At 73.6% G+C, this 17,704-nt stretch carries 14 protein-coding genes; 8 read left to right on the top strand and 6 right to left on the bottom strand.

Going from position 1 to position 17,704, the window contains the following annotated elements:
* Positions 1 to 187 precede the first annotated feature (187 nt).
* Both AB0G17_RS19500 and AB0G17_RS19505 read right to left on the bottom strand, forming a co-directional pair.
* Positions 188 to 1,090: an A/G-specific adenine glycosylase gene (locus AB0G17_RS19500; RefSeq protein ID WP_361383847.1), complete on the bottom strand. Its 903-nt coding sequence runs from the start codon at positions 1,088 to 1,090 to the stop codon at positions 188 to 190.
* Between the two features lie 61 nt (positions 1,091 to 1,151).
* Positions 1,152 to 1,766, bottom strand: a complete 615-nt coding sequence (locus AB0G17_RS19505; RefSeq protein ID WP_361383781.1) for a phosphatase PAP2 family protein — start codon at positions 1,764 to 1,766, stop codon at positions 1,152 to 1,154.
* Positions 1,767 to 1,878: 112 nt separating this feature from the next.
* Between AB0G17_RS19505 and AB0G17_RS19510 the strand changes: the two genes are divergently transcribed.
* Positions 1,879 to 2,727 (top strand): hypothetical protein, encoded by an 849-nt coding sequence (locus AB0G17_RS19510; RefSeq protein ID WP_361383784.1) that lies wholly within the window; start codon positions 1,879 to 1,881, stop codon positions 2,725 to 2,727.
* Positions 2,728 to 3,181: 454 nt separating this feature from the next.
* Here the strand turns inward: AB0G17_RS19510 and disA are convergent, their stop codons facing one another.
* Both disA and radA read right to left on the bottom strand, forming a co-directional pair.
* Complete coding sequence (disA, locus tag AB0G17_RS19515; protein ID WP_361383787.1) at positions 3,182 to 4,306, bottom strand: DNA integrity scanning diadenylate cyclase DisA; 1,125 nt, start codon at positions 4,304 to 4,306, stop codon at positions 3,182 to 3,184.
* A 36-nt stretch (positions 4,307 to 4,342) separates the two neighbouring features.
* Complete coding sequence (gene radA, locus AB0G17_RS19520; RefSeq protein WP_361383790.1) at positions 4,343 to 5,752, bottom strand: DNA repair protein RadA; 1,410 nt, start codon at positions 5,750 to 5,752, stop codon at positions 4,343 to 4,345.
* Between the two features lie 199 nt (positions 5,753 to 5,951).
* Here radA and AB0G17_RS19525 point away from each other — a divergent pair, with 199 nt between their 5' ends.
* Positions 5,952 to 7,673: a hypothetical protein gene (locus tag AB0G17_RS19525; protein WP_361383792.1), complete on the top strand. Its 1,722-nt coding sequence runs from the start codon at positions 5,952 to 5,954 to the stop codon at positions 7,671 to 7,673.
* Positions 7,674 to 7,721: 48 nt separating this feature from the next.
* Here the strand turns inward: AB0G17_RS19525 and AB0G17_RS19530 are convergent, their stop codons facing one another.
* Positions 7,722 to 8,534: a hypothetical protein gene (locus AB0G17_RS19530; RefSeq protein ID WP_361383795.1), complete on the bottom strand. Its 813-nt coding sequence runs from the start codon at positions 8,532 to 8,534 to the stop codon at positions 7,722 to 7,724.
* Between the two features lie 40 nt (positions 8,535 to 8,574).
* Between AB0G17_RS19530 and AB0G17_RS19535 the strand changes: the two genes are divergently transcribed.
* The 3 genes from AB0G17_RS19535 (at position 8,575) to ilvD (ending at position 12,692) form a co-directional block, all read left to right on the top strand.
* Positions 8,575 to 9,507 carry a Ppx/GppA phosphatase family protein gene (locus AB0G17_RS19535; protein ID WP_361383798.1) on the top strand — a complete coding sequence of 311 codons (933 nt, stop codon included), beginning with the start codon at positions 8,575 to 8,577 and terminating at the stop codon, positions 9,505 to 9,507.
* 101 nt (positions 9,508 to 9,608) lie between these two features.
* The gene (locus AB0G17_RS19540; protein ID WP_188272957.1) at positions 9,609 to 10,424 is read left to right on the top strand and encodes a sugar phosphate isomerase/epimerase; all 816 of its coding nucleotides are present in this window, start codon (positions 9,609 to 9,611) and stop codon (positions 10,422 to 10,424) included.
* Between the two features lie 417 nt (positions 10,425 to 10,841).
* Positions 10,842 to 12,692, top strand: a complete 1,851-nt coding sequence (gene ilvD, locus AB0G17_RS19545; RefSeq protein WP_361383802.1) for a dihydroxy-acid dehydratase — start codon at positions 10,842 to 10,844, stop codon at positions 12,690 to 12,692.
* A 373-nt stretch (positions 12,693 to 13,065) separates the two neighbouring features.
* Here the strand turns inward: ilvD and AB0G17_RS19550 are convergent, their stop codons facing one another.
* On the bottom strand, positions 13,066 to 15,273 hold the full coding sequence (locus AB0G17_RS19550) for a serine/threonine-protein kinase (protein ID WP_361383805.1): 2,208 nt from the start codon (positions 15,271 to 15,273) through the stop codon (positions 13,066 to 13,068).
* 138 nt (positions 15,274 to 15,411) lie between these two features.
* Here AB0G17_RS19550 and AB0G17_RS19555 point away from each other — a divergent pair, with 138 nt between their 5' ends.
* The 3 genes from AB0G17_RS19555 to proC all read left to right on the top strand — a co-directional run bounded on the left by AB0G17_RS19555 (position 15,412) and on the right by proC (position 17,334).
* Complete coding sequence (locus AB0G17_RS19555) at positions 15,412 to 15,702, top strand: peptidase (RefSeq protein ID WP_361383808.1); 291 nt, start codon at positions 15,412 to 15,414, stop codon at positions 15,700 to 15,702.
* 34 nt (positions 15,703 to 15,736) lie between these two features.
* Complete coding sequence (locus AB0G17_RS19560) at positions 15,737 to 16,252, top strand: hypothetical protein (protein WP_361383811.1); 516 nt, start codon at positions 15,737 to 15,739, stop codon at positions 16,250 to 16,252.
* A 272-nt stretch (positions 16,253 to 16,524) separates the two neighbouring features.
* A complete protein-coding gene (gene proC, locus AB0G17_RS19565; RefSeq protein WP_361383814.1) occupies positions 16,525 to 17,334 on the top strand; it encodes a pyrroline-5-carboxylate reductase in 810 nt (269 codons plus the stop codon).
* The last annotated feature ends 370 nt before the right edge of the window (positions 17,335 to 17,704 follow it).

The following is a 17,704-nucleotide window of genomic DNA, read 5'->3' on the forward strand; positions in this document are numbered from 1 at the left end:
TGTTTTCACGGGGTAGTGGCGTGATCCGCCGGTGACGGAGAGCTATCCGAAAGAGGCGCGGCCCGGTCAACAGGCGTCACTGGACCGGGTGTTCGCCCCCTTGTGGCAGTCCGCCACCGGTGACGGCCGGCCGTTTGTCACCGTGGGCCGTTTGTGACAGGGGGCCGTTTGTGACAGTCGGCCGGGGTCAGCTCAGCGGCAGCCGGTACAGCCCGCCCGCGAGCGGCTCCACCAGTCCGTCCGCGACCAGCCCGTCCAGCGCACGGGCCCGCTGCACCGGCTCGTGCCACACCGCGTCCAGCGCGGACTGCGGTACGGGATCGATCGCCTCCCGCAGGACCGCGAGCAGCTTGCCGCGCACCTGGCGGTCGGTCCCGGCGTACGTCTGGCCCCGGCGCGGCGGCCCGTCGTGCGCGGGCTTCCCGGCCAGGTGCCAGGCGCAGCGCGCGGCGATCGGGCACCGCCCGCAGTCCTCGTTCCTGGCGGTGCACACCAGCGCGCCCAGCTCCATCGAGGCGGCCGCCCAGCGGGCCGCGCGGGCCTCGTCGTCGGGCAGCAGCGCGCGGGCGAGGTGCCGTTCGGCGGCGGTGGTGGCGGTCGGCGGGTACTGGACACCGGTGACGGCCCGCGCGAAGACGCGGCGCACGTTGGTGTCCAGGACCGCGTGCCGCTGCCCGTACGCGAAGGAGGCGACCGCGGCGGCCGTGTACTCGCCGATGCCGGGCAGCGCGAGCAGCTGTCCGTGGTCGCGCGGCACGTCGCCGCCGTGCCGTTCCGTTATCGCCACCGCGGCCCCGTGCAGCCGCAGCGCGCGGCGCGGGTAGCCGAGCCGGCCCCAGGCGCGCACGGCCTCGCCCGGCGCGTCGGCGGCCAGGTCGGCCGGGCGCGGCCAGCGGGCCAGCCACTGCTCGTACACCGGGAGCACGCGGTTCACGGGCGTCTGCTGGAGCATGAACTCGCTGACCATCACTCCCCAGGCACCGGCTTCGGGGCGGCGCCAGGGCAGGTCGCGCGCGTGCTGGTCGAACCACCCGAGGACGGGGGTGTGGAGAGCGTCGGGGGAGACCGTGTCGTGGTCGGTCGTCGGCATCGTCGTCATGGCACCCCCGATCCTGGCACGGAACGGGGGTGCGGGCGGTACGGCGGGCCGTTCAGCGGCGGGCGTGCAGCGGCGCGCCCGGCCCGGTCAGCCAGACCGCGGCGCCGTTGCCGCTGGCGCGCATCGACTCGACGAGCGAGCGCACCGGGCGCGTACCGGCCTTGGAGACGAGGAGGGCGACGGCCGTGCCGAGCAGCAGGCCCACCGCCACGTCGTGCGGATAGTGCACGCCGACGTACACCCGTGAGAAGGCCATCAGCAGCGCCATCGGCACGGTCAGCGCCCAGATGCGCGGCCAGGCCAGTGCGAGCGCGACGGCCGCGCCGCCCGCGATGGTGGCGTGGTTGGAGGGGAACGACCAGTCGCCGTTCGCCGGGCAGGTGATCAGGGAGGCGGCGGCGCCCCTGACCGCGCGGCAGGGGCGTTCCTCGACCACCAGCGACTTGATCACCTCGCTGGAGATGTAGGCGGCGGCGGTCGCCAGCGGGGCGAGCAGCGCCAGCGCCATCGCCGTCGAACCGGCCCGGCGCGCCCGCCACCAGCAGACGACGAACAGCACGCCGAACAGGAGCAGCCCCACCTCCGTCCAGAGCTCGACGAAGTGCTGCATCCACGAGGGCGTGTCGTGGGCGAAGTCGGTGATGTCGCGGTAGAGATCGCTATCCATGGTGACGGACAGTATGGAACATCGCCTTCCGGAATGATGATCCGGAAAAGTTGCGGAAGGCGAGCGGCGGGTGGGGCGGGAGTTGGAGCGGAACTCTCGTAGAGTTTCGCCCGTGGGATCTCTGCGCAATCCGGTCGGGCCGCTTCCCTCCTCCATCTACTGGCGACGGAGGGCAGTCGCGCTGTCCTTGCTCGCGCTGCTCGTGGTGGTGATCCTATGGGCCGTCAGTTCCGGTGGCGGGGGCGGCAGTAGGGGCGCCGGCAACGACAAGGGCGCGCACCCGGCCCCCTCGATCACGCCCGGTCCGGGCAGTTCGGGGCCGGCGATCAGTACGGCGCCGGGCGGCCGCGACGTGTCCCCGGGCAGCTCCGCGTCCTCCGGCACGTCCGCCGGTTCGTCGGGCTCGTCGTCCGGCGGCGGTACGGCCGGGTCGTCGTCCGGCGGGGGCGACAACGGGGGCGCGGACAGCGGGGGGTCGGCGTCCGGAGGCGGCGCGGGCGCCGTCAGTGGCGGCTCCTCCGAGGGCGGTACGGCGCGGCAGGTGCCGGCGGGGTCCTCGTTGCCGGTCTGCGCGCCGGGTCAGCTGAAGCTGACGGTCCGCAGCCTGAAGAACACGTACGCGCCCGGGGAGAAGCCGCGGGTCGAGATCTCCGTCCAGAACACGGCGTCCTCCACCTGCAAGGCGGATCTCGGGCCCAAGGGCGCGGTGCTCGTGGTGACGGACTCCGGTGACGGCAAGGTGTGGGCGTCGGACGACTGCCCGGGTGGGGCGGCGAGCGTGCTGTTCCAGGTGCCCGGGGACTCGACGGTCACGCGCGTGGTGGCGTGGGACCGCACGCGCAGTGCGGCGCGGTGTGCGACGCCGCCGCCGGGGGCGCCGGATCCGGGCACGTACCTCTTCGAGCTCCAGGCGCCGGGGCTGCCGGTGGCCCGGGCCCCGTTCTCGCTGACGAAGGACTGATCCCCCGAGGGGCTGCGGCCCCCGGCCTGCGGTCCCAGCACCCCACTGACGGGGCTACGCCCCCCGGCCCCCCGGGCGGGGCCTGCGGCCCCTGCACCCCGCTCACGGGGCCGCGCCCCCGGATCCCCGGCGGGGCCTGCGGCCCCTGCACCCCACTTCGGGGCTCCGCCCCCGGTTTCCGTTGGTCTGCGGGCCGGCTGTGGCTGGTCGCGCAGTTCCCCGCGCCCCTACATGCGCCCCTGCGGGGCGTCCCGAGGATGCCGCGGAGCGGCATTTAAGGGGCGCGGGGCTGTGGCATGTGCGGCTCCGCAGCGCGGGCGCGAGCGACCCACCACGGTCCGCAGACAAACACCGGGCCCATAAAGGGGCGTGGGGCTGTGGCATGTGCGGCTCCGCCGCGCGGGCGCGAGCAGCCACAGGCGACCCGCAGCCGAGTCACCACACCCCAGCGGAGCTACACGTACCGCTCCAGGATCGACGACTCCGCCAACCGCGACAGCCCCTCGCGGACGCTGCGCGCACGCGCCTCGCCCACGCCGTCCACCGTCTGGAGGTCGTCCACCGACGCGGCCAGCAGTTTCTGGAGGCCGCCGAAGTGTTCCACCAGGCGCTCGATGATCGCGCCGGGGAGGCGGGGGACCTTGGCCAGGAGGCGGTAGCCGCGGGGGGAGACCGCGGAGTCCAACGTCTCGGGGGAGCCGCTGTAGCCCAGCGCCCGCGCCACTATGGGGAGTTCGAGCAGCTCCGCGTGGGTGAGCTCGTTCAGCTCCGTCAGGGCCTCAGGGACCGTGCGGGAGCGCTTGGCCGTGGGCTCCGGCACGTAGTCCCGGACCACCAGCTCCCGCTCGGGCTCGACGCCCGCGATCAGCTCGTCCAGCTGGAGCGAGAGCAGTCGGCCGTCCGTGCCCAGCTCCACCACGTACTCGGCGATCTCCGTGGCGATACGTCTCACCATCTCCAGGCGCTGGGCCACCGCCGTGACGTCCCGGACCGTCACCAGGTCCTCGATCTCCAGCGCGGAGAGCGTGCCCGCCACCTCGTCCAGGCGGAGCTTGTAGCGCTCCAGCGTCGCCAGCGCCTGGTTCGCGCGCGACAGGATCGCCGCCGACTCCTCCAGGACCCGGCGCTCCCCGTTCACGTACAGCGCGATCAGGCGCATGGACTGGGAGACCGAGACGACCGGGAAGTTGCACTGCTTGGAGACCCGGTCCGCCGTGCGGTGGCGGGTGCCGGTCTCCTCCGTGGGGATGTCCGCGTCCGGGACCAGCTGCACCCCGGCCCGGTGGATCTTGGTGATGTCCTTGTCCAGGACCAGCGCGCCGTCCAGCTTGCACAGCTCGCGCAGCCGCGTCGCGGCGAACTCCACGTCCAGGACGAAACCGCCCGTACACATGGAGTCGACCGTCTTGTCGAGGCCGAGGACGATCAGGCCGCCCGTGTTGCCCCGGAGGATGCGCTCCAGGCCGTCACGGAGTGCGGTGCCGGGCGCGACGGCGCTCAGCGCCGCGCGCATCAGCGCTTCATTGCCGGAGCCTGTGCCGGACTTGCCGGATCCCGCTGCCCGGTCGTTGGCTGCCACTGCACTCCTCCGGTCGCAGACGTTCGACGGCAAAGTCTACCGGCGCTCCTCCTCGCCCCGTGGGGCCTCGGCGCGACGCCCGCGCGGCAGCACCCGCAGCGCGTCCCCCATGTCGGCGACTTCCGTGACCTTCATACCGGCCGGGACCTTCCCCGGGTCGGACGGCACCAGCGCGTGCGTGAAGCCCAGGCGGTGGGCCTCGGCGAGCCGGCGCTGGACCCCGGTGACCCGTCTGACCTCGCCCGCGAGCCCCACCTCACCGATCGCCACCAGGTTCTTCGGCAGTGGGGTGTCGCTCGCCGCCGACGCCAGCGCGAGGGCGATCGCCAGGTCCGCCGCGGGCTCGGAGAGCTTCACGCCGCCGACCGTCGCACTGTAGATGTCGCGCTTGCCCAGCGCCGTGATCCGCCCGCGCTGCTCCAGGACCGCCAGCATCATCGAGACCCGGGAGGTCTCCAGGCCGGACGTGGTGCGGCGCGGGGAGGGGATCTGGGAGTCGACGGTGAGCGCCTGGACCTCGGCCACCAGGGGCCTGCGGCCCTCCAGGGTCACCGTCAGACAGGTGCCCGGCACCGGCTCGTCCCGCCGGGTGAGGAAGAGGCCCGACGGGTCGGTCAGGCCCGTGATCCCCTCGTCGTGCAGCTCGAAGCAGCCGACCTCGTCCGTCGCCCCGTACCGGTTCTTCACGCCGCGCACCAGGCGCAGGCGCGCGTGGCGGTCGCCCTCGAAGGACAGGACCACGTCCACGAGGTGTTCGAGGAGACGGGGGCCCGCGATCGCTCCGTCCTTGGTCACATGGCCGACCAGGAGCGTCGCCATCCCGCGCTCCTTGGAGGCGCGGATCAGCGCGCCCGCCACCTCGCGCACCTGGGCCATGCCGCCCGGCGCCCCGTCGATCTCCGGAGAGGCCACGGTCTGTACGGAGTCGAGGACGAGCAGGGACGGCTTGACCGCGTCCAGATGGCCGAGCACCGCCGAGAGGTCGGTCTCGGCCGCCAGATACAGGTGGTCGTTGAGCGCGTTGATCCGGTCGGCGCGCAGCCGGACCTGGCTCGCCGACTCCTCGCCCGTCACATAGAGGGTGGGATGCGCCTCGTGGGCCGCCTTGGCGGCGACGTCGAGCAGCAGCGTGGACTTGCCGACCCCCGGCTCGCCCGCGAGCAGCACCACCGCGCCCGGGACGAGCCCGCCGCCCAGCACGCGGTCCAGCTCGGCGACGCCGGTCGAGCGCGCGGTGGCCTGGCGGGCGTCCACCTGCCCGATCGGCAGCGCGGCGGTCGAGACCCGGCCCGCCGCCGTGGTCCGCACCGCGGGCGCGCCGTACTCCTCGACCGTCCCCCACGCCTGGCACTCGGGGCAGCGGCCGAGCCACTTGGCGGTCGTCCAGCCGCATTCGGTGCAGCGGTAGGACGGCCGGTCCTTCGCGGATTTCGTACGGGTAGCCATGACGTCACCGTAGCGGCGGCCACTGACAGCGCCGTCGGGGCGGCGCATCCTCGGGGTCTGGCCGGTGGCATATCCACGGCTGAAGGCCGTTCCCCCACAAGGGGGAAGGCAACGTTCCGCGCCGGGGAAGGCAAGCTTCCGCGATGGAGGGCCGGGTTCCTGTCCCCTTTTGAGGGATACCTTCACCCGTAAGGAGTAAATGTGCTCAAGCGGCGCGAAGGACCCGGGACCCTGCGCCTACCTTCGCCGGGTGAAGAGCATCGGTCTGGATCACTCCACGCACACCACCGGCGCGCACCGGGCGCAGCGCCACGCGCCCCGGACGTTGACCCAGCGCCCGCCGGCGCGCTACGAGGCGTATCTCGACGGCCTGTTCACGTACTGCCTGTCCGTGCTCTGCGACCACGACGAGGCCGTCCACGTCCTCGGTGACGTCCTCGCCGTCTCCGAGCGGCAGCACGCGCGCTGCCCCGACACCGAGGCCGAGCGCAGGGCCTGGCTGTACGCGCTGGCCCGCTGGTCCTGTCTGCGCAAGCTCGCCGAGCGCAAACGCGCCCGCAAGGGCGCCCACACCGGCCGCCCGCAGACGTGCGAGCAGACCGCCGCTCTCGCGCCCGAGGAGGCCGAGCGGCGCCACCGCGAACTGGCTCTGCTCGCCTGGCCGGAGGCGGCCGGCACCACCCCCGAGCAGCGCGAGGCCCTGGAGCTCGCCGTCCGCCACCAGCTGGGCCCGCGCGAGGTCGCCTCCGTCCTCGGGATGAGCTACCCGGCCGCCCGCGAGCTGCTCGCGGCGGGCGCCTGCGAGGTCGAGCGGACCCGGGCCGCGCTCGCCGTCGTCGAGACCGGCGGCTGCCCGTCGGTGGCCCGGCTCACCGGCGACCACCAGGTGCTGCTCTCGGCGCCCCTGCGCCGCGAGCTGGTCCGGCACGTCGACGACTGCCCGCTCTGCCGCCGCGCCGCCGAGCGCGCCGGGGCCGCCGGGCCCTGGCCGGGCTCCTCGGTCACCCCGGCCGCGCTCCCGCTGGCCGAGGCGCCGCGCGCGGCCGCGTACGCGGCGATGCTCCACGTGCCCAGGACCCGCGGCGGCGCACCCCGCTTCGACCGCTCCGGCTTCCCCATGGACCCCAAGGACCGCGCCGCCCGCCGCGACCGGCTCCGCGCGCGTGCCGTGACGACCACCGTGGTGGCCACCGTCGTGGCCGCGCCCGCCTTCGCGCTCTGGGCCGCCTACCGCGGCGCCCCCGCGACCGGCGAGTCGCACGACGGCGCCAAGATCACCGCCAGCGAGGCCGACAGCGCCGGCGCCGAGGGGCTCCCGTACGAGCGCTACCAGAACGCGGGCAACGCCCGCAACGACCCCGACCCCCGCGTCCGGGCGGGCAGCCGCGCCCCCGCCGACGTCTCCGTGGAGGTCGTCAGCCCCGGTTCCGCCAGCCCGACGAGCCCCGGCGAGCTCACCGTCTCGGCCCGTTCGCAGGGCGGCGTCACGGTCCTCACGCTCACCGCGAGGGGCGACGCCCCGGTGCGCTGGTCGCTGGGGACGAACGCGCCCTGGCTCGTCTTCAGCAGTACGGGCGGGACGCTGGAGGCGGGCGGAAGCGTATCCCTATACGTGTCGGTCAACCACGCGCGCGAACCGCGCGGCCCGTGGTCGGCCCAGGTGGGCGTGCGGCCCTCGGGCGCGGTCGTCAGGATCACCGGGACCGGGCAGGGGACGCGGGCCATCCCGCCCGCCTCGCCCGACCCCGGCACCCCGTCCTCCCCGGACCCGACCCCGCCGACGACCCCGACGACGCCGCCCGCGTCCCCGACGCCGACCAGCCCGTCGCCCACGCCCACTTCGCCCACGCCGACCCCGACGGACCCGTCCACGCCGCCGGGCACCCCGAGCGACACGGCGTCGTCGCCGCAGCCGTCATGAGCGCGCCATCATGAGCGCGCCATCGTGAGTGCCCCGCCGCCGCGGCCGTCAGCGGGCCGGGTCCGCCGGGTGCGGTGCCACCAGCGGCAGCGAGGACGCCAGGCGCGCCTCGCACAGGCCCACGAGCACGTCGTACGCCTCCTTGCCCATCAGCTCGGTCAGCTCCGGCCGGTAGGTCACATAGACCGGCTCGCCCGCGCCGTGCGCCGAGGTCGCCGAGGTGCACCACCAGTGCAGGTCGTGGCCGCCCGGACCCCAGCCGCGCCGGTCGTACTCACCGATCGAGATCTGCAGCACACGCGTCTCGTCCGGCCGGTCGATCCAGTCGTAGGTACGCCGCACCGGCAGCTGCCAGCAGACGTCCGGCTTGGTCTCCAGCGGCTCCTTGCCCTCCTTGAGCGCCAGGATGTGCAGCGAGCAGCCCGCGCCGCCCGCGAACCCGGGCCGGTTCTGGAAGATGCAGGAACCTTCCCACCTGCGGGTCTGCCGCTCGCCGTCGTCGTCGAGCTGGACCCAGCCGCTCTGGGTGCCCTCGTCGTGGAACTGCCACAGCTCCGGCGTGAGCCGGGCCACGTGCTCCGCCACGCGCTTCTCGTCGTCCTCGTCCGAGAAGTGCGCGCCGAGCGTGCAGCAGCCGTCGTCGGCGCGGCCCGCCTGGATGCCCTGGCAGCCGCTGCCGAAGATGCAGGTCCACCGCGAGGTCAGCCACGTCAGGTCGCAGCGGAAGACCTGTTCGTCGTCGGCGGGGTCCGGGAACTCGACCCACGCGCGCGGGAAGTCGACCCCCTGCTCGTCCGCCCGCTGCTTGGGGGTTTTGGGGGCCTTGGCTTTGCCCGGCTTCGCCTTTTTCGTCTTTGGCACGGGACAAGCGTATGTCCGCGACGGCAGTAGCGTTCAGCCCATGAGACTCGGAGTCCTCGATGTGGGGTCGAATACGGTTCACCTGCTGGTGGTGGACGCGCACGCCGGTGCCGCGCCGCTGCCCGCGTACTCGCACAAGGCCGAGCTGAGGCTCGCCGAACTCCTCGACGAGGACGGTGCCATCGGACCGGAAGGCGTCGACCGGCTGGTGGCCACGGTCAGCGGTGCGCTGATCGCGGCCGAGGACAAGGGCGTCGAGGAAATGCTCCCGTTCGCCACCTCGGCGGTGCGCGAGGCCAGCAACGCGGACGTGGTGATCGCCCGCGTCAAGGAGGAGACCGGCGTCGACCTCGGCGTCCTCTCCGGCGAGGAGGAGGCCCGCCTCACCTTCCTCGCGGCCCGCCGCTGGTACGGCTGGTCGGCCGGGAAACTGCTGCTCCTGGACATCGGCGGCGGCTCCCTGGAGATCGCGTACGGCATCGACGAGGAGCCCGACGCGGCCGTGTCGCTGCCACTGGGCGCGGGCCGGCTGACGGCGGCCTGGCTGCCCGGCGACCCGCCGGACCCCTCCGACGTACGGGCGCTGCGCCGTCACGTCCGCGCGCAGATCGCCCGTACCGTCGGCGAGTTCATCCGCTCCGGCGCCCCGGACCACGTGGTCGCCACCTCCAAGACCTTCAAGCAGCTCGCCAGGATCGCGGGCGCCGCCCGCTCCACCGAGGGCGTGTACGTCCAGCGCACCCTGAGCCGCAAGTCGCTGGAGGAGTGGGTGCCCAAGCTCGCCGCGATGACCACCGAGCAGCGCACCACGCTGCCGGGCGTCTCCGAGGGCCGGGCGCGCCAGCTGCTGGCGGGGGCGCTGGTGGCCGAGGGGGCGATGGACCTGTTCGGGGTGGAGGAGCTGGAGATCTGTCCATGGGCGCTGCGCGAGGGCGTGATCCTGCGCCACCTGGACCAGCTGCCGGTGGGCTGACGCCCGGGGCCACGGGGGCGTCCGGGGCGGCAGGGGACGGGATCCGGCCACCTGGACGGTCCCCTCGCGGCCCGTCCCGCGGGTGCCCGTACGCTGTCTCCGTGGCAGAACCAGTAGTGCGCATCCCGGATGCGAAGGTCGCCCTGTCGACGGCTTCGGTCTATCCGGAGTCGACGGCGACGGCCTTCGAGATCGCCGCGCGCCTGGGGTACGACGGCGTCGAGGTCATGGTCTGGACCGACCCGGTCAGCCAGGACATCGACGCCCTGCGGCGGCTCTCCGACTACCACCAGGTGCCGATCCTGGCCGTTCACGCCCCCTGTCTGCTGATCACCCAGCGGGTCTGGTCGACGGACCCCTGGGTGAAGCTGCAACGCGCGAGAGCCGCGGCCGAGAAGCTGGGCGCCTCCACGGTGGTGGTGCACCCGCCGTTCCGCTGGCAGCGCCAGTACGCCCGTGACTTCGTCACTGGCATCTGGCGGATGGCGGACGAGACGGACGTACGATTCGCCGTCGAGAACATGTACCCGTGGCGCTACCGCGACCGGGAGATGCTCGCGTACGCACCCGACTGGGATGTCACCAAGGACGACTACCGGCACTTCACGGTCGACCTCTCGCACGCCGCGACCGCCCGCACCGACGCGATGGCACTCGTCGACCGCATGGGCGACCGCCTCGCCCACGTCCACCTCGCCGACGGCAAGGGCTCGGCCAAGGACGAGCACCTGGTACCCGGCCGGGGCAACCAGCCGTGCGCCGAGCTCCTGGAGGGCCTGGCCCGCACGGGCTTCGACGGCCACGTAGTCATCGAGGTCAACACCCGCCGGGCGATGTCGGCGGCCGAACGCGAGGCGGACTTGGCCGAGGCGCTGGCTTTCACGCGGCTGCACTTGGCGTCGAAGGTACGCAGATGACCGGAACCACCTCCGCCCCGCACCGCCGGGGGGCCCGGGCGAAACTCAGCCCCTCCGGCGTTTGAGGAGCGAGGTCCGGGGCGGAGCCCCGAAGGCGGGGGGCCAGGGCGGAGCCCCGGGCGTTCCAGGGCCGGCGTCCCAGCGGGGTCCGGGGCGGAGCCCCGAAGCGGGGTGCAGGGGCCGCAGGCCCCGCCTGGGGGTCCGGGGGCGCAGCCCCCGGAAACACCTCCACCCCCACCCACCCCCGGAGGGTTGCGGGAAGGGGCGGGTAGGGGATCCAGCCCGCCGCAGGCGACCACCGCCCGCATGCCGAACCGACATCCCGCCATCCGGACGCCCTGTCCAGATCTTGGAGCCGAGGCGTACGCTCGAAGCAGCCCGATTCGGCTATCGCCAGCACGCTGAGGAGCGACCGCAATGCCCGAGCTGAGGTCCCGCACCGTCACCCACGGCCGCAACATGGCCGGCGCCCGCGCCCTGATGCGCGCCTCGGGCGTAGCCGGCGCGGACATCGGCAAGCCGATCATCGCCGTGGCGAACAGCTTCACCGAGTTCGTCCCCGGGCACACCCACCTCGCCCCCGTCGGCCGCATCGTCTCCGACGCGATCCTGGCCGCCGGAGCCGTCCCCCGCGAGTTCAACACCATCGCGGTCGACGACGGCATCGCGATGGGCCACGGCGGCATGCTCTACAGCCTCCCCTCCCGCGACCTGATCGCGGACAGCGTGGAGTACATGGTCGAGGCGCACTGCGCGGACGCGCTGATCTGCATCTCCAACTGCGACAAGATCACCCCGGGCATGCTGATGGCCGCGATGCGCCTCAACATCCCCGCCGTCTTCGTCTCCGGCGGCCCCATGGAGGCCGGCCAGGCCACCCTCGTCGACGGCACGGTCCGCAAGCTCGACCTGATCGACGCCATGGTCGACGCCGCCAACGAGAAGGTCTCGGACGCGGACGTCCTGCGCATCGAGGAGAACGCCTGCCCCACCTGCGGCAGCTGTTCCGGCATGTTCACCGCCAACTCGATGAACTGCCTCACCGAGGCCATGGGCCTGAGCCTGCCCGGCAACGGCTCGGTCCTCGCCACCCACACGGCCCGCCGCGCGCTGTACGAGAACGCGGCCCGCACGGTCGTCGACATCACCAAGCGGTACTACGAGGACGACGACGCCTCCGTCCTGCCCCGCTCCGTCGCCACGCGCGCGGCGTTCGAGAACGCCATGGCGCTCGACATCGCCATGGGCGGCTCCACCAACACGATCCTGCACCTGCTGGCCGCCGCCCAGGAGGCCGAGCTCGACTACGACCTGAAGGACATCGACGCGGTGTCCCGCCGGGTCCCGTGCCTGGCCAAGGTCGCGCCCAACGTCGCGCCCACCACCACGTACTACATGGAGGACGTGCACCGCGCGGGCGGCATCCCTGCCATCCTCGGCGAGCTCTACCGCGCGGGCCTGCTCAACGAGGACGTCCACACCGTCCACTCCCGCTCCATCAAGGAGTGGCTGGACGCGTGGGACGTGCGCGGCGGCTCGGCGACGCCCGAGGCGATCGAGCTGTGGCACGCGGCGCCCGGCTGCGAGCGCTCGGCGACGGCCTTCTCGCAGTCCAAGCGCTGGGAGACGCTCGACACGGACGCGGCGAACGGCTGCATCCGCGACGCCGCCCACGCGTACTCGAAGGACGGCGGCCTCGCCGTCCTCAAGGGCAACCTCGCCGAGGACGGCTGCGTCGTGAAGACGGCGGGCGTCGACGAGTCCATCTGGACGTTCGAGGGCCCGGCGGTCGTCTGCGAGTCCCAGGACGAGGCCGTCGACAAGATCCTCCGCAAGGAGGTCAAGGAGGGCGACGTCGTCGTCATCCGCTACGAGGGCCCCAAGGGCGGCCCCGGCATGCAGGAGATGCTCTACCCGACGTCCTTCCTCAAGGGCCGGGGCCTGGGCAAGGCCTGCGCGCTGGTCACGGACGGCCGCTTCTCCGGCGGTACGTCGGGCCTCTCCATCGGCCACGCCTCGCCCGAGGCGGCGTCCGGCGGCACGATCGCCCTGGTCGAGGACGGCGACCGCATCCGCATCGACATCCCCAGCCGTACGATCGAACTCCTCGTCCCCGAAGCCGAACTGACGACCCGTCGAGAAGCCCTCGGCGGCGTCTACGCCCCGAAGTCCCGCGAACGCAAGGTCTCGGCGGCCCTGCGGGCGTACGCGGCGATGGCGACGAGCGCGGACAAGGGCGCGGTCCGGGACGTCTCCAAGCTGGACTGACCCACCTAGCCGCGGGCCCGCGTGCCGGCCCCCCGCCGGTGGGCCCGCGTGCCGTCCCCCCCTGCCGCCGCTGTGGGCGTGCGTGCCGTCCCCACTGCCGCCGCGGTGGCCGTGCGTGCCATCCCCCTGCCGCCGCTGTGGGCGTGCGTGCCGCTAGGGGCGGCACGGGCGGGCACAGCGGCACCCCGGCCCCGCCGGAACCCTGCAACCCGCTCTGACCTCGGCCCCGTCGCCTGGACCCTGTTCGTCTGCGGGCCGTGGCGGGTTGCTCGCGCAGTTCCCCGCGTCCCTGAGATGCGCCCCCTTCGGGGCGCCCAGGGGATTGCCGCGCAGCGGCATTCAAGGGGCGAGGGGGAACTGCGCGACCAGCCCCTCAGCGCCCCGCCAAGGCCCCGGCAGCCACCCCGAAAACGGCCCCGTCCGGCGCACTCGCATACACGGCGCCCCCACCCAGCACCGGCGCCCCCAAACTTGCCGTGAACGTGTCGCGCCCCGACGCCATCCGAGGCCCGGTCTGCCCGACCAGCACCCCCCGCCCCGCGTCCACGGCCAGCAGCCGCCCGTCCGAGGCGGTCACGTACACCCGCCCGCCCCCCGCGACCGGCCGCGACGCCCGCGCCGCACCCGTCTCGAGCCGCCAGAGCTGCGCGCCCCGCCCCGCGTCCACCGCGAGGAGCGAACCGCCCGCCCCGAACACGTACATCCGGTCGCCGTCGACCGTCGCCTGCGCCTGGTCGACGGGGGCGGGCAGCGGCGTACGGCGTACGGCCCGGGTCGCGGTGTCCAGACGTACGACCGCCGTCGTGAAGCTGTCGGCGTCCGCCGCGAGCAGGGCGAGCGCGCCGCCCGCGACCCCCACGGGCCCCAGCGAACCCGGCAGCCGCTTGGTCCAGAGCACCTTGCCGGTGCCGGGCGCGACGGCGGTGACCAGCGAGGTCGCCGCGTCCTCGGCCACCGACACGGCGTACAGGGCCGCGCCGCCGGGGGCCGCCACCCACTGCGCCGTCGCGGCGGCGGGCCGCCCGTGCCAGCGCTCCTTGCCGGTCGCGCTGTCGAGGCAGCGCACCTCACCGCTGTCGGTGGTGAACACGACGGAGGTGTCGCCGAAGGCGAGCGCCGCGTGCGCCGGGACCGTGCGGGTCCAGCGCGTGGCACCGGTCGCCGGGTCGAGCGCGTCGAGGCGCCCCGCGCCCGGCGGCGCCACGAGGACGAGCCCGCCGGAGAGGCGGGGCTGCCCGTCGTCGGCGACCCGCCCGGCCGCGCCCTTGGCCTTCACCGACCACACGACGTGGCCGTTGGCCGGATCGAGCCGGGCGGCCGTGACGCCGGGGGCGGCGCAGTACAGGGCCCCGCCCGTACCGGCGAGGGAGCAGGCGGGGGTGCGGTTGCCGCCCCCGCCGCCCGCGAGCGGCACGGCCCAGGGCGTGAACGCGGCCGTGCCCCGGGCCACTTGACCGGTCGGCCGGGCGCTGCCGCCGTCTTCACCCGCTCCCGTCCGTACACCCAGCACCCCACCCACCACGGCGGCCACGAGGGCGGCACCGGCGGCGCCCCAGAGCAGCGGCCGACGAGCCCGCCGGGGCGGGACCTCCGCGTGGGCAACACGCTTGTGCGTAGGCACCTCAGAGGCAGAGACGGAGGCAGACGCAGAGGCAGAAGCAGAATCACCGGCACCACCCCCACCCCCCTCCCCACCCGGCACCCTCTCGACCGGGTTGCGGAACCGCTGGGTCGGAATGAAGGCCTCGGTCCCGTACGCCGCCGACCGCAGCTCCGCCATCAGCTCGTCCGGCGTGGGCCGGTCCCCGGGCTTCTTGGCGAGACAGCTCCGCAGCAGCGGTACGAGATCGTCGGGAACCCCGGTCAGATCGGGCTCGTTGTGCACCACCTGATACGCCACGATGTAGTGGCTCTCGGAGTCGAACGGCCCGTTCCCGGTCGCCGCGTGCACCAGGACCGCGCCCATCGCGAAGACGTCGGCGGCGGGCCCGACCTCGCGCGGCGACTGGAACTGCTCCGGCGCCATGAACGGCGGCGTGCCGATGAGCTTCCCCGTCTCGGTGCGCAGATCACTGTCGTACGGGCGCGAGATGCCGAAGTCGATCACCTTGGGTCCGTCGGCGGCCAGCAGCACGTTGCTCGGCTTGAGGTCGCGGTGCACCACCCCGGCGCGATGGATGTCGCGCAGCGCCTCGGCGAGCCCGGCGCCGAGCCGGCGCACCTGGGCGGCGTCGAGCGGCCCGTTCCGCTTCACTTCCTCGGCGAGGGTGGGCCCGGGAATGTAGAGCGTGGCCATCCAGGGGCGCTCGGCGGCCGGATCGGCGTCCACGACGGACGCGGTGAACGCGCCGCTCACCCGCCGCGCGGCCGACACCTCCTGCCGGAACCGCGCCCTGAACTCGGGGTCCTTGGCGTGCTGGGCGTGCACGACCTTGACGGCCAGGCGCAGGCCGGAGGCGGACGCGGCCAGATGGACCACGCCCATGCCGCCGGAGCCGAGCGTCGACTCCAGCAAGTACTGCCCGGCGTACTCCGGATGCTCCGCTTCTGGGCCCGGCCCCGTGCTGCGCAGCGGCGGCATCGCCCACCCCCGTGTGTTCGTCCCCGAGCGCGACGCTCGGAGCCTAGTCGATGATGCGTGCGAGACCCGAGGGGCTTGCTAGCCTGCGGGTCGCGTGCGAGGCGTACGCACAGTGACGGTGATGGGGGAGGACCACGGATGACTGCGGAAGAGCTCGTGGGTGTGGAGGCCGAGGCGACGACGAAGCGGTACCCGGTGGCGCCGGGCGTCCGCGTGAACGTCCGCAGCGGCCCGGGCACGGGGTACCCGGTGGTCAAGGTGCTGCCCGTCGGGGTGAGCGTCCCGATCAACTGCCAGTGCCCCGGCACGACGGTCTCCGGCCCGTACGGGACGACGAACATCTGGGACAACATCGCCAACGGGCAGTACGTGTCGGACGCGTACGTGAAGACGGGCAGCGACGGTTACGTGGCGGTCCGCTGCGGCTGAGGGCGCTTCCGGCCGCCGGGGGATAATCGGCACCATGAGCGACCAGAACGGCACAGGCGCGGGCGCGGGCGCAGGCGGCGTCGGGGGTGGGGGCGGCCCCGAGCCCGAGCCCATCCGTTTCTTCGGCACGACGTGGGTCGGCCACGACAACGGCTACGGGCTGCGCCGCGCCGGGGTGGCGATCGGCGCGCTGCTGGCGGCGGTGGCGGCGTGCTTCGTGCTGCGCTTCGCGTACGAGGGCCTCCAGATCGCGGACACCGGCAGCTTCGTGACCGTCCTGGTCGTGGTGATGTTCGCGGTGTGCAGCGCGATGGCGTTCCGCAAGACGTGGGAGGGCTTCTCGGCGCGCCCCACGGACCCGGAGCGGGAACGTTCCCTCCAGGGCCTGAAGGCGATCGGCTTCGTGGGCTCCCTCCTGGCGTACGCCTTCCGCGCGTTCCAGGAGGCCCCCGGCGAATCCCTCCACCGCAAGGAGTACGAGGAGGCGCTGACGCGGTACGCACGCCGCAAGGGCAACCCGGCGGCCCGCAAGCGCCCGAAGCGGAAGTAGCTGCTGCCCGGGCTTTGTCCGCAAGTGGTCTGTGGCTGGTCGCGCAGTTCCCCGCGCCCCTGAAGGCGCCCCTTCGGGCCGCCCCAGGGGATTGCCGCGCAGCGGCGTTCTCAGGGGCGCGGGGCTGTGACATGTGCGGCTCCGCCGCGTGAGCGCGACCAGCCCACTACGGTCCGCAGACGAGCGGGGGGCCGGGGGCGCAGCCCCACCCGGGGGTGGGGAACGGTGCAAGGATGAGGTCGAAGACCCCGCACCACCCGGAGGGTGACCGCATGACCCACACCGTCGCAGTCCTCGGCACCGGCAAGATCGGCGAAGCCCTCCTGAGCGGGATGATCCGCGCCGGCTGGAACCCCGCGAACCTCCTGGTCACCGCCCGCCGCCCGGAACGCGCCGAGGAACTCCGTACCCGCTACGGCGTCGAGTCCGTCAGCAACGCCGAGGCCGCCAAGCGCGCCGACACCCTGATCCTCGCCGTGAAGCCCCAGGACATGGGCCGCCTCCTCGACGAGCTCACCCCGCACGTCACCCCCGACCGCCTGGTCATCAGCGCCGCCGCCGGCATCCCCACCGCGTTCATCGAGGAGCGGCTCGCGCCGAACACCCCGGTCGTCCGCGTCATGCCGAACACGCCCGTGCTCGTCGACGAGGGCATGTCCGTCATCAGCGCCGGCAGCCACGCGACCCCGACCCACCTCGCCCACACCGAGGAGATTTTCGGCGGCGTCGGCAAGACCCTGCGCGTCCCCGAGTCCCAGCAGGACGCGGCCACCGCCCTCTCCGGCTCGGGCCCGGCGTACTTCTACTACCTGGTCGAGGCGATGACCGACGCCGGCATCCTGCTCGGCCTGCCGCGCGCCCAGGCCCACGACCTGATCGTGCAGGCCGCCATCGGCGCGGCCGTGATGCTCCGCGACAGCGGCGAGCACCCGGTCAAGCTCCGCGAGGCCGTCACCTCACCCGCGGGAACGACGATCAGCGCGATCCGCGAGCTGGAGAACCACGGCGTACGGGCGGCCCTGATCGCCGCCCTGGAAGCCGCACGAGACCGCAGCCGCGAGCTCGCCTCCGGCAACGGCTGAGCCGTTCCCATGCCCCCCCCGGACGGCCCACGAGCCCGGGTTGACACGTACTTGGCCCGTACGTAGTGTTCTCCGAGTTGTCCGACGTGAGCGCCGACCCCGGTCGGTCCCCGGACAGCCATTCCGCACCAACCACTTGATCGAACGGCGTTCCCGCCGTTTCGTTTTTCGTGCGCTTTTGCGAAATGAGGAATCCGCGTTCGAAAGGACGCAGCCCCGATTGGCATCGGGGGCCAGGATTCCGCTAAAGTCTCACTCGTCGGAACGGCCCAACGGCCGGGAAGACAAACCGACTTGACCCGGGAGACCGGAAATCAGGCCCGAAAGGATCTGATAGAGTCGGAACCGCCGGAAGGCCGAAAGGCCGGAA

This window comes from Streptomyces sp. NPDC023838 (genome assembly GCF_040639555.1).
Lineage (GTDB): Bacteria > Actinomycetota > Actinomycetes > Streptomycetales > Streptomycetaceae > Streptomyces.